Below are 12500 nucleotides of genomic sequence, written 5' to 3' on the forward strand. Positions count from 1 at the left end.
CCGTGCATCTGTCAAAATGTGTGTGGATAAAGGCTTTGATGGCATTCTCCTAAATATATTATCTATCTTTAAAAAAAGAAAATATCACGTATTATGTACTATGTAAATAAGTTTCATTATTGTTTTTAAAAAAAATATATGGTATGCCTTGGATCACATATCACATATCACATATCACATATTATGTGATAGAAAAAATGCGCTAAACTTGAAGGAAGGAACAGGGGCAGTCTCAGGGAAAATATTTGATAGTGGGAATTGTTGGTTTTTTTTCTTTTGTTGATAAAAAGCAAGCTCTTATCTAATATATAGCTTTTGCTATTAATGCTTGGAATAAATTTTGGATAGGGATTCAGAGAATCGGAGGAATGTAAGATGCTCAAGGCGACCCATATTACCAAAAAGTTTGGAGCGTTGGCAGCTGTCGATGACCTAAGTTTTGAGGTGAAAGAAGGGCAGGTATTTGGAATAGCCGGTCCAAACGGTGCGGGTAAATCCACTTTATACAACCTCATCACGGGATTTTACAAATATGAAGGCAAAATAGAGTTTGACGGTAAGAATATAACCGGATTTCCCACGCACAAAATTGCTCGTCTTGGGATTTCAAGAACGTTTCAAATTCCTCAAATTTTTGAAAGCCTGACAGTGGAAGAAAGCGTGAATTTGGGCTGCCGTTTCGGCAACCCCGGCAAATACCACCCCGGCTATTCCGATGAGATGATCTCTTTTACCAGTCTTAAAGAAGAGCGCAGCAATAAAACTGATCTTCTAAACTTGTTGGGCAAAAAAAGATTGATGATAGCGGCTGCTCTGGCAACAAAGCCAAAAATATTGATGGTTGATGAGCCCATGGCAGGGCTTAACGCTTTGGAGATTAAGCAAATGACAAATCTCATACAAAAAATCAATCAAGATCTTAAAATCACCGTCATCATTATTGAACATTTTATGAAGGTTTTAACAGAGCTTGCCAATCCTATCTTAGTTATAGAAAACGGGAGCGAGATCTGTACCGGGACGCCTGAAGAAATAACCTCAAATCCCGAAGTTATTGCCTGCTACCTGGGAGATACACATGATGCTTAGTATTGAAAACCTGAACGCGTATTACGGACAAGCCCACGTACTCAAAGATGTGTCTATTAATGTTAACAAAGGAGAAGTAGTGGTGATGCTGGGACCTAATGGTCACGGCAAAAGCACTTTGTTAAAAAGCCTTTGCGGCATGGTGGATTATAGGCGGGGCAAAATAGTTTATAAAGATCAGGATATTATTAAATTCTCATCTGAGAAGATCGTCAACCTGGGAATTACATATATTGCTGAAAATCGGGAACTGTTTCCCTATATGTCAGTCATGGAAAATCTTAAATTAGGGGCGTATTCAAGAAATGCCCGCAAATATGAAAAACAAAATCTGGAAAAAGTTTTTTCACTGTTTCCTCGCTTGGCCGAAAGAAAGAAACAATATGCTAGCACCATGAGCGGTGGCGAAGCCAAAATGTTGGCTATTGCCCGTGGATTGATGTCAAATGCTGATTTTCTGGCCATTGACGAACCAGCTTTGGGGTTACAGCCAAATTTAAGGGTGGAGGTGACCAAGATTATTAAGGAGATTAACAAGCAGGGTAAAACAATTCTGGTGGTCGAACAGAACATCCCCCAGATAACCGATCTGGCTGACAAGCTATATGTTTTGGAAGAAGGGCGCATAACGTTTTCGGGGAGTAAAGACGATGCCTTAAGTAACGAGGATCTAAAGGAAATTTTTTTGGGGATGTGACAGTGCTGGGGAATAGGGATTGGGGTGAATATATTGCAGGTTGAACTCGCTTATCGGGGGAGAAAACACTAGATGTTTATAGAGATTCTTGACGTTATTATCAGCGGTTTATTGAATGGGTCAGTTTATGCCCTTATGGCTATTGGCCTCGCACTTGTCTACGGTGTAACAAAAGCCTTTAATTTTGCATATGGATCTTTTTATACTATGGGCGGTTATTTTGCCTGGGTGCTTCTGGTCTCTCTGGGAATAAAAGGCGGATACTATACGGTTTTTCTTGCAGCTATCCCCTTTCTCTTTGTTGTGGGGTTCTTCCTGGAGAAAGCCTTGATATCTCCCTTACGAAAACGGTCTGACTGGCAGATGAAAGCCATGATGTTAACCCTGGGGTTGTCACTCTTTCTGGATATCGGATATATCTCCGTGTTTGGTCCGCGGCTCAAATCATTACCCGATATCGTGGAAGGTACCCTTACCATTGGCCCGTTTGTATTTATGAACCAGGATATGGTTATCTTCATATTATCCATCACAGGCTTACTTTGCTTTGCCTGGCTATTAAACAATACCCGTGTGGGAATGGCGGTACAGGCCGTTGCCCAAAACCCGGTGGGTGCTCAGATTGTCGGCATTCCCAAGGACCGTGTTTTTGCCGCCACCTTTGCCATCTCAACCATCATGGTGGGGATTGGCGGGATTTTACTGAGCCAGAAAAATTTTGTTAATCCACAGGCCAGCACAGGCATTATGATCAAGGCCTGGGTTATTACCGCTTTTGGCGGTATGGGGTCTATCAAGGGCAGTCTTTATGCCGCGCTTATTATCGGAATGCTGGAGGCGTTTGTTGGTTATTATCTGGGAATGATACACATTGAGATCGCTGTTTTAACATTACTTTTAATCACCCTGGCATTTCGTCCCCAGGGTCTGATGGGAAGAGAATAAGATTATGAATACTAAAAGTATGGTCACAATTCTTGCGGTTACATATGGTTTTCTTGGCATCCTGCCTTTGTTCCTGGGCGGCAGCTCAATTTATATGAGGATACTGACCATGATTTTGATATGGTCTGTTGTGGCCTCATGCTGGGATCTTATCATGGGGTATGCCGGTATATTTTCTTTTGGGCAGGTGGCGTTTTATGTCATCGGCGCCTATTCATCTGCCATATTTTCAGTATCCTTAAACGTGACGCCTATTGTATCCATATTCATGGCCGGAACGATTACCGCAATTATTGGTGTCATTATAGGGTTACCCTGTCTTAAACTCGCAGGACCCTACATTGCTCTGGTTACATTTGCATTTCAACTGGCTCTGGAGCCTTTCCTTAAAGGTCCCCTTGGCAAAGCCATTGGTTCAGGAGGATCACGGGGCATTATCAGTGTTCCCCCGATTCATCTTTTTGGCATGGATTTTTCTTCCTCCGAGCTGGTGCCGTACTTCTATCTTACGCTTGTTCTGACCCTTATTTGCAGTGCTGTCATTGTGGTGATCTTAAAATCACACTGGGGCACGGCTTTTCTGGCGTTAAAGGATTCTGAAGATTTTGCAGCGAGTCTGGGTGTCAGTGCCTTCAAATACAAACTTCTGGTGTTTGCCATTACCTCTTTTATAACCGGTTTGTTTGGCGCCCTTTATGTCCACTATGTCGGTATTTTGTCGACGCGGATGCTGAGTATGGAAGTATTTACCGTTTTGCTGATCATGATTGTAGTGGGGGGTATCGGCCAATATCCGGGTGTTGTCCTGGGCGCGGTGGTCACGGTCACCATGAACGAGCTTCTTAGACCCATGGGTATTTACCGCCTCCTGATCATGGGCGGAATGGTGGTTGTCATCGTATTACTGCTTCCGGATGGTGTTACCGGTTTGATTCGGAAGTTTTCTTTTTCCAGGTGGACAAACAAAGAGAGCAGGTCCATTGAAACACATGAATCAAATCTTTAAGATGGAATGGATATTTATGTGATGTACAGATATTATTAACTTGTAAAATGGAGGGATTAAAATGAAAAAAATCGGTTTGATGTCGTTGGTTGTTGCAACCTTTATGGTACTGGGATCATGGGCTTTTGCAGCCGATACCATTAAGGTGGGTTGTGCGTTTTCTTTGACCGGAGATTATGCCGGTTCCGGAGATAACTATTTTAAAGGTGTTGAGATGGCCGTGGAAGAGCTCAATGCAGCAGGTGGTCTGTCAGGCAGACAGCTTGAGATTGTTATGTTTGATAATCAGGACTTTGCACCTGAAGTGGTTATGCAAGGTGCCGATTATCTGTGTGCCCAAAAAAAGGTTGCAGTTGTGGTTGCAGGCTGGGCAGGTGCTGGAGCGGATGTCAGGGCTTATGGGAAATATGATGCCCCCTTTTTCATTGATGATGGTTCCCAGGCCTCGGTTGATGTGTACAAGGAAGACCCGAAAAAATATTATAATGCTTACTTTATGACCGATGTCGCAGCGGATCAGGGGGGCAGTGTGTTTAAAGCATTGCAAAAATTGCCCTATGATTATCCCAACAAAAAAGTCGTGCTCATCAATACGGATGATGCCTGGGGTGGGGAAATTGGGGCAGTTATGTCAAAAAGATTTAAAGAAATCGGCTGGGATATAGCGCTGCATGAAGTTGTTCCCTATGGTACCAATGAGTGGGGTCCGATTTTAACCAAAATAAGAAGGATCAAACCAGCAGTTATTCATTTTGAAATAGCAGCATCACAGGAACCCATCACTTTTGTTCGACAATTTCTTAAAAAACCGACCAATACAATTATCAGTCTGGGCTGGAGTATTACTCCTCTTGAGGTAGTAGGTACCCTGGGTAAAAAAGCTGATGGTGTTCTGGGTCAGATGCCTGCGGGTGTGCCGACACCTGCAGCACCCACTGCCGAAGCACAGGCATGGTTGGACAAGTACGAAAAACGGTACAAACATAGTCTTGGGGTAGGCTCCTTTATCACCTATACGAGCTTTATGGCCTGGGCTGAGGCTGCTAAAGTTGCAGGCGATCCCTATGATTTCAAGGCAGTAAATAAGCATCTCAAAGAAGTCCCTTATAAGGGATTAATGGGGGGCATAAGCTGGGGTGAAAATAATACCCTGCATGCACAACCAGGCGCTCCCATAGTTCACTACCAGGTACAAGACGGTGAACTGGTAACCCTGTTTGCCGATCCACCGCTAACACCTTACAAGGATAGTAAGTTCATTAAACCGCAGTGGATTAAGTAGAATGTATAAGAAGTTTATAAGATAATTAATTTGTAAATGCCAAACTCCCTGGCTGATTCTGTCAGTCAGGGAGTTTCTTTTGATATACCTTAATAAATAAGGGGGACCATGACAGGCTCGAGATTATCCTTTGAGAGAAAATACCAGATATGGGGGTGGGCACTTTTTATCGTATCATCTCTTTTTTATGGGGCAGCCAGCATCCGGGCCGGTGATCTGCTTGGCGTTCTGGGCAGCCTGTTTTTTCTGGTTGCCTGCATTGTTTTTCTTGTCCCCTTTCTCTTTCCAGGCAGGCCCGGTTAAAAGTTTTGATTTAAAAGGGTTATAAACAATAAGATGGGAATGAATCAAAACATAAAAACCAGGCGAATATACATCATTGGCGCGGCACTTTTAGCACTTTTTCTGGGTGCCATGGATGCCCTTGTCATGTCTGCTGCAATGCCGACCATTGTCACTGAGCTTGGGGGTCTTCACCTTTATGCCTGGGTCTATTCTGCATACTTTCTTGCCAGGGCAGTTGCCTTGCCTGTATTTGGGAAGCTGTGCGATTTGTTAAATACAAAAAAGTTATTTTTGTTTTCCATAGGACTCTTTGTTTTGAGCAGCGTGGCAGCAGGCGCATCCCCATCCATGTCTTTTCTTATTGCAGCCCGGGTATTCCAGGGAATCGGGGCAGGAGGGGTGTTTGCATTGGTCTATATCGTACTTTCAGATGTCTCCCTGCCCGGGCAGAGGGCAAAGACCCTGTCCCTTGCAAGTTCGATCTGGGGGATTTCAAGCGTGATCGGGCCGACTCTGGGTGGGTTTATTGTTACCTACTTTTCATGGAGATGGATTTTTTATATTAATGTACCCTTGGGGGTTCTTTCATTTATCGGGATTGGTGTTTACTTAAAGGAATTCAGGGAAAAAAGAAAAACTATTTATCTCGATATTGCCGGGGTAACCTTTTTATCCGGATTTATTCTCTCTCTGTTAACCCTGTTTATTACCGGTGGCAGGGAGTTTGAATGGAATTCCTGGCCGATTATGACCTTATCTTTTACAACCCTGATTTTTGCAGCAGGATTTTATCTGGCTGAAAAAAGGGCCAAAGACCCGATTCTTGATCTTAGGTTTTTTAAGTATAAAAGATTTGCCTATGGTAATCTGGCGGTTTTTTTCAGCAGCTTATCCATTTTTTCCCTGTTTGCATATGCGCCGCTCTTCCTCCAGGGGGCATTGGAACAGACCCCTATGCAGGTGGGCTGGGCCATGTTGTCATTGAGCCTTGGCTGGTCTTTGGGGTCTCTTGTGCTGGGCAGGATCATGGGCAGAATCGATGCGAAACCAGCCGCTCTGGCCGGTGGTTTGATGATGGTGACCGGCAGTGCCATGACCCTTGGATTTAGTCTGACAACTACCATGGTTCAAAGTTTTATCGTATTCCAGGTGGTGGGGCTTGGCATGGGATTTATTACCCTCGCGACCTTGATTCTGGTCCAGGAAAGCCTGCCGGAAAAAGATTTGGGTGTAGCAACTTCTTTTCATCAGTTTTCCCGGACGCTTGGTGGAACCATCGGCGTTGGGATTTGCGGAGGTCTTGCAACCTCAGGTCTCTTAAACCGCCTGGAAGAGACATCAACGTTATTGAATCCGCAACTTTTAGCCCGGCTCCGTGAGAGTGTGGAGAGTCTGTTTAAACCTGAATTTGCAGTTATGCTGACCCAGAGTGCAAGGGAAATTCTTCAGGAAGCTGTCCTAAAAGGGGTCTCATCCATTTTTTGGGTCGGTTGTATATCCTCCATACTGGGTTTTTTATGTTGCATTCTGCTTCCTGGCGGATTTGGACAGAAAAATAAAAAATCTCTTGAAGTATGAATAACAACAGAGGATTGTCGATTATTTTTTAAAATTCTCAGGAATACGGCATACCGGTATGGGGTCCATTTTATGCTTGTTGGTGGTATGAAGTTTTTCATAGATGGCAAGAATTTTTTCTTGTCGCTCACTCAAGGATTCTTTTTGGGGAGACTCCAGATACTGCATCCCCCATTCCAACTCTGCATAGGTGGCACCGATCTGGCTTTCGTCTGTTCTATTATCTTCCCAAAGGCCATCTGTTGGGGGTGCTGTCAGAATATCTTTAATGATTTTTAAGTTTTTACCCAGGGCATAAATTTGAGTTTTCATGAGATCTGCAATAGGGGACAGGTCCACGCCGCCATCCCCATACTTGGTATAAAACCCCACACCAAAGTCTTCAACTTTATTGCCCGTTCCTACAACCAGCATTTTATGGCTGGAAGCAAAAGCATACAAGGCGAGCATGCGAAGCCTTGCCCGGGTGTTGGCCATTGTCATGCCGTCTTGAATATGATTGGGAAGGCTTTTTTTAATTTGATCAAAAACAGGCGAAAGCTCCACATCAATGCCATTGACATTATCAAAGTTTTTTTCAAGCCATGCAATATGGGCCGAAGATCTGGATACCTGGTCTTTTGCTTGGTGGATGGGCATGTTAAGCGTCAGAACAGGGTTGCCGGTTTTGGCACATAAAGTCGATGTAACAGCAGAATCAATGCCCCCTGAAACACCAATGACAAATCCTGTTAAACCTGACTTGTCAAGATAGGTATCAAGCCATTGGACAATATGATCAATTACTTTTTTTGTTTTCATAAATAGTGTTCCTGTTCTTTTATTATTGTCTGCAACAACACCTTATGTTTATCGATGATATTAAGAACCCGGGTTATTTTTGTCAATTATTCCATATTGTCTGGTATATTCATATAAAATAATTGAAGCTGCAACACTCACATTCAGGCTTTGGGATTTTCCAAACTGGGGAATGGTCAGGCGCTTGATATGGGGGAACAAGTCCGGTTCAAAGCTGATTCCAAACTCTTCATGCCCGAAGATAAAGGCACTTTTTAGGGGCAGCACTGTTCCTGTGACGGGCTTACCTTTTCCGGGTTCCAGGATAAACGGCATATAACCTTGACTGATCAGGCTTGTATAACAGGAATAAAAGTTGCGGTGAAATATGGCTGGAACCCATTTAAAGGCCCCCATGCCCGGGGCTGGATCAAAAAAATCAATATCGACCAGGTGGATTTCATGGACCCCAAAGGCATCGGCACTTCTAAAAATTTTTCCGATATTATAGGTTGGCTTTAAATGATCCAATACGATTACACATTCATGGATGCCGGGTTTGGCAAGATAGTTTTTATTCCTTTGCCTTCTGAACCGTCTTTTGGCCATATCTCTTTCGGCCTTCATCATCTGTCTGACTTTATGAGGTCCTCCCATACGATTATGATGACTCTATTGGACCGACTGAACCGGTTATCATGATTGGGGAGGCGTCAATATTTTCTGCAGACATCATAGCTACAACACGTTCAAATGCACTTTCAATCATTAATTGCTCCCAGCGTTCCAGTTTGGAGAATCGATCTGTGAATTGTTTCTGGAGAAGCGGAGGCACTGTATTCAGTATTGTTTTTCCTTTTTCCGCAAGCGCTATATTTGTTTTGCGTTTATCATACAGGCTTCTTTCCCTTGTAATATACCCCTTTTTTTCAAGGCGTTTTGTAATATCCGTCACTGTGGCCTGGCTTAAGCTGACTTTTTTTGAAAGCTGTGTCACAGAAATTTGACCATCTGTGGATATTGACTGCAGGATAATAAGCTGAGGCCCGGTCAACCCAAATTTTTTTTTCAGGGTTATTGAATGCTGGTCTATGGCTTGGATAATTTTTCGCAGAGCGATTAAAAAATTTTTGCATGGGTCGTCATTTGTGTTCTGCATGAAAAGCCCTTTTTTATATCATCAAATTTAAGGTTATTGGCGCTATTAAAATAAATACTAAAAACATAGAACACTATGATTTTTAATCCTGAAAATATAATGTCTTATATATTGTATGTCAATTAAAATAAAGGATTAGCATAAAAAACGCATTTGACAAATTAGTTAGAGTTCGATATGTTTTTTATGGGAAATAGCGATAATAACAAAGACGGATTCATTTATGAAAAATGTTTTGATCTTAATTTTGAAACGCAGCGGTGCAAGTCTGATAACTGTATTTATTATCTCTGTGATTATTTTTATTGGTGTAGAATTGCTGCCAGGTGACGTGGCACAGACCGTTCTGGGACAATCTGCCACCCCTGAAACAGTCGAGGCATTTCGAAAAGAACTTAAACTTGATCTGCCCCCGCATATCCGATATGGTGCATGGCTCAATGACTTTATCCATGGTGATTTTGGCAATTCCCTTGCCAATGGCAGGCCTGTTTCCGAATTAATCGGCTGGCGGTTTGCCAATACGTTGTTTTTAGCCCTGTCCACTGCCGCAATTGCCATTCCTCTGGCAATTCTTTTAGGTATGCTGGCAGCATTTTATCGGAATACCTTGTTTGACAAGCTGATTTCAACCACCACCCTTTCGTTTATTTCTTTTCCGGAATTTTTTGTAGCCTATATTTTGATCAGTCTTTTGTCTGTAAAATTCAATATTTTCCCCAGTCTGGCAATCATTGACGAAGACATGGGCTTGGGCAGCAAACTATATGCAATCTTACTGCCTTCTTTAACCTTGACCTGTGTGGTGACAGCACACATGATGCGGCAGACAAGGGCGGCCATAATCAATGTGCTGGCCAGTGCCTATATTGAAATGGCCGAAATAAAAGGGATAAAACGATTGAGAATAATTGTGCATCACGCATTTCCCAATTCATTGTCACCAGTGATCAATGTGATTGCCATCAACCTGGCATATCTTGTTGTGGGCGTTGTCATTGTTGAAGTGGTGTTTGTATACCCGGGACTGGGGCAATTATTGGTTGATTCGGTTGCCAAGAGGGATCTTCCTGTGGTTCAGGCGTCAGGATTGATTTTTTCCATTGCTTATATTTTTCTAAACCTCTCGGCTGATATCCTGTCCATGCTTTCCAACCCGAAACTGAGACAATCTCAAATTTAAAGGGAGTTCCTTTGTGCTGAAATTATTAAGACAATCCCCTCTCTCCGCTCGAATTGGTATGGGCATCGTTCTTTTAAATTGTCTGGTAGCTATTTTTGCACCCTTGATCGCCCCTTATGGAGAAACCAGTGTGGTCGGGGATGTATGGGAAGGTTTTTGTGCCCAGTTTTATTTTGGTACCGATCATATTGGAAGAGATCTTTTTACCCGGATGGTCTTTGGTGCAAGGAATACAATAGTGCTTGCATTTATCACAACGGTTCTTTCATTTGGGTTTGGATCATTCCTGGGGTTTATTGCAGCGGTTAAAGGCGGGTGGACCGACCAGATAGTAAGCCGGGTTGTTGATATCATCATGGCATTTCCAACATTAATTTTTGCTTTGATGATTTTATCCGTGCTGGGATCATCCATCCCCACCTTGATTTTTACCATAGCCCTTCTGGACTCCACACGGGTTTACCGCCTTTCCAGGGCCGTTGCCATGGATATTGAGGTAATGGAATTTGTAGAAGCAGCCAAATTGAGAGGAGAGGGGCTTTGGTGGATCATACGACATGAAATTCTGCCCAATGCCATGCCGCCGCTTGTGGCCGAATTTGGTTTAAGGTTTTGTTTTGTATTTCTTTTTATCGCTTCTTTAAGTTTTCTTGGATTAGGCCTGCAGCCGCCTCTGGCAGACTGGGGAGGAATGGTCAAAGAAAATGCCGGGGCCATAACATTCGGCATCTATACCCCTTTAATCCCGGCCGCTGCCATTGCTTTTTTAACAGTGGGCGTCAATTTAATTGTTGACTGGTTTTTACATTTATCAAGCGGTTTGCATGAATAGAAAAGGAAGATAGCATGAATAATCTGCTCGAAATAAAAAATTTGTATATTGAAGGGTTTTATGAAGAACGATGGCATCCCATTGTCCGTGATATCAGTCTTGATCTGAAAAGAGGAGAAGTCCTTGGTCTTATCGGTGAATCCGGTGCCGGCAAATCCACCATTGGCCTGGCTGCCATGGGATATGCACGCCAGGGGTGCAGGATCGTATCCGGATCTATCAACCTTGAAGGAATCCAATTGTTTGATGCGACTGAGGAGGATTTAAGACTGGTCAGGGGATCCAAGATTGCCTATGTGGCTCAGAGTGCGGCGGCTTCCTTTAATCCGTCCCATCGTGTCATAAAGCAGTATGTAGAAGCACCCGTCCACCATGGGGTTATGAGCTATAAAGAGGCTGAAAAAGAGGCCATAGAAATCTATCGACGCCTGTTTTTACCCACACCTGAAAAAATCGGATACCGGTATCCCCACGAACTTTCAGGGGGTCAGCTCCAAAGAGCCATGGTGGCCATGGCCATGTCCTGCAAACCGGATATCATTGTGTTTGACGAACCCACAACTGCCTTGGATGTCACCACCCAGATTGAAGTTCTGGCCGCTGTTAAGGAAATCACTGAAAAAATGAACAAGGCAGCTCTCTATATTACCCATGATCTGGCGGTGGTAGCCCAGGTAGCTCACCGGATTATGGTGTTACGGAACGGCCGGCTTGTTGAAGAGGGCGAAACCAGGACATTGATTAAAAAGCCCAAAGAAAAATATACCAGGGAGTTGTTAAATGTCAGAGCGTTAAGGGAAACAAAAGCCATAACAGATAAAATGGATGTGATTCTGGAGGTCGAAGATGTGGCGGCAACCTATACGGGCCATGAAAATGTTCTTGAAGATATCGATCTTGTCGTTAGAAAAGGAAGGACGGTTGCGCTGGTTGGAGAATCCGGCAGTGGAAAAAGTACCCTGGCACGGGTGATTACAGGTCTTCTTCCTGCTATTCATGGATCCATAACGTTTCTTGGCAAAGAACTTCCCGGTTCATTGAAAAAGAGAAAAAAAGAAGATTTAAGAAAAATGCAGATGATCTATCAAATGCCGGATACGGCATTAAACCCAAAACAGACGGTTAGAAAGGTGATTGGCAGGCCCCTCCAATTTTATTTTGGTATAAAGGGTAAAAAAGCCGAGGAACGGATAAAGGATTTGTTACGGAAAATCGAACTTGATCCGGATATCTATATTGACCGCCTGACCACAGAGCTTTCCGGCGGGGAAAAACAGCGGATCTGCATTGCCAGAGCTCTGGCAGCAGAACCGGACCTGGTCATCTGCGATGAAGTCACGTCAGCTTTGGATCAGCTTGTGGCAGAAGGCATACTGGATCTTTTGCAGGACCTGCAAAATAAAACTGACATGGCGTACCTGTTTATCACCCATGATCTTGCAACGGTCAAGGCCATTGCAGATAAGATTGTGATTATGCTGGAAGGCAAAATCATTGAACAGGGTGAGAAGAAGAAAGTTCTGGCTCCCCCTTATCACGAATATACAGACAAGCTTTTGGCATCCGTACCTGAAATGGACCCGGACTGGCTGGACAACCTTCTGAACGAGCGGGCCTCAACCTTTATTTGATCAATCACTTAACTTCAATACTTTAATGAAGAG

Annotated in this window: 13 protein-coding genes; 10 read left to right on the forward strand and 3 right to left on the reverse strand. The window is 43.5% G+C overall.

The features are described 5' to 3' along the window. Nucleotides 1–375: 375 nt before the first annotated feature. The 7 genes from HGJ91_RS03735 (at nt 376) to HGJ91_RS03765 (ending at nt 6882) form a co-directional block, all read left to right on the forward strand. A complete protein-coding gene (locus tag HGJ91_RS03735; RefSeq protein ID WP_291346357.1) occupies nt 376–1089 on the forward strand; it encodes an ABC transporter ATP-binding protein in 714 nt (237 codons plus the stop codon). Then, complete coding sequence (locus HGJ91_RS03740) at nt 1079–1786, forward strand: ABC transporter ATP-binding protein (RefSeq protein ID WP_291346358.1); 708 nt, start codon at nt 1079–1081, stop codon at nt 1784–1786. Before HGJ91_RS03735 ends, HGJ91_RS03740 begins: the two co-directional genes overlap by 11 nt. 72 nt (nt 1787–1858) lie before the next feature. Further along, complete coding sequence (locus HGJ91_RS03745; protein ID WP_291346359.1) at nt 1859–2731, forward strand: branched-chain amino acid ABC transporter permease; 873 nt, start codon at nt 1859–1861, stop codon at nt 2729–2731. Nucleotides 2732–2735: 4 nt separating this feature from the next. Then, the gene (locus tag HGJ91_RS03750) at nt 2736–3737 is read left to right on the forward strand and encodes a branched-chain amino acid ABC transporter permease (RefSeq protein WP_291346360.1); all 1002 of its coding nucleotides are present in this window, start codon (nt 2736–2738) and stop codon (nt 3735–3737) included. Nucleotides 3738–3798: 61 nt separating this feature from the next. After that, nucleotides 3799–5019, forward strand: a complete 1221-nt coding sequence (locus tag HGJ91_RS03755; protein WP_291346361.1) for an ABC transporter substrate-binding protein — start codon at nt 3799–3801, stop codon at nt 5017–5019. A gap of 108 nt (nt 5020–5127) precedes the next feature. Beyond that, entirely contained in the window at nt 5128–5322 is a 195-nt protein-coding gene (locus HGJ91_RS03760; RefSeq protein WP_291346362.1) for a hypothetical protein, read from the forward strand. 39 nt (nt 5323–5361) lie between these two features. After that, on the forward strand, nt 5362–6882 hold the full coding sequence (locus HGJ91_RS03765; protein WP_291346363.1) for a DHA2 family efflux MFS transporter permease subunit: 1521 nt from the start codon (nt 5362–5364) through the stop codon (nt 6880–6882). 21 nt (nt 6883–6903) lie between these two features. Here the strand turns inward: HGJ91_RS03765 and nadE are convergent, their stop codons facing one another. Genes nadE through HGJ91_RS03780 form a run of 3 tightly spaced genes read right to left on the reverse strand, consistent with a single transcriptional unit; the run spans nt 6904 to nt 8821 of the window. Further along, nucleotides 6904–7683, reverse strand: coding sequence for an NAD(+) synthase (nadE, locus tag HGJ91_RS03770; protein WP_291346364.1), 780 nt, complete (start codon nt 7681–7683; stop codon nt 6904–6906). A gap of 60 nt (nt 7684–7743) precedes the next feature. Then, nucleotides 7744–8319 (reverse strand): TrmH family RNA methyltransferase, encoded by a 576-nt coding sequence (locus HGJ91_RS03775; RefSeq protein ID WP_291346365.1) that lies wholly within the window; start codon nt 8317–8319, stop codon nt 7744–7746. A gap of 4 nt (nt 8320–8323) precedes the next feature. After that, the gene (locus HGJ91_RS03780) at nt 8324–8821 is read right to left on the reverse strand and encodes a MarR family winged helix-turn-helix transcriptional regulator (RefSeq protein ID WP_291346366.1); all 498 of its coding nucleotides are present in this window, start codon (nt 8819–8821) and stop codon (nt 8324–8326) included. Between the two features lie 223 nt (nt 8822–9044). Between HGJ91_RS03780 and HGJ91_RS03785 the strand changes: the two genes are divergently transcribed. The 3 genes from HGJ91_RS03785 to HGJ91_RS03795 are packed head-to-tail and all read left to right on the forward strand — an operon-like array spanning nt 9045 to nt 12467. Next, on the forward strand, nt 9045–10004 hold the full coding sequence (locus tag HGJ91_RS03785) for an ABC transporter permease (RefSeq protein ID WP_291346367.1): 960 nt from the start codon (nt 9045–9047) through the stop codon (nt 10002–10004). A gap of 13 nt (nt 10005–10017) precedes the next feature. Beyond that, nucleotides 10018–10836: an ABC transporter permease gene (locus tag HGJ91_RS03790; protein ID WP_291346368.1), complete on the forward strand. Its 819-nt coding sequence runs from the start codon at nt 10018–10020 to the stop codon at nt 10834–10836. Nucleotides 10837–10850: 14 nt separating this feature from the next. Beyond that, nucleotides 10851–12467: an ABC transporter ATP-binding protein gene (locus HGJ91_RS03795; RefSeq protein ID WP_291346369.1), complete on the forward strand. Its 1617-nt coding sequence runs from the start codon at nt 10851–10853 to the stop codon at nt 12465–12467. Nucleotides 12468–12500 lie beyond the last annotated feature (33 nt).

The sequence above is a fragment of the Desulfobacula sp. genome (assembly GCF_014237455.1).
In the GTDB taxonomy this organism is placed as follows: Bacteria; Desulfobacterota; Desulfobacteria; order Desulfobacterales; family Desulfobacteraceae; genus Desulfobacula.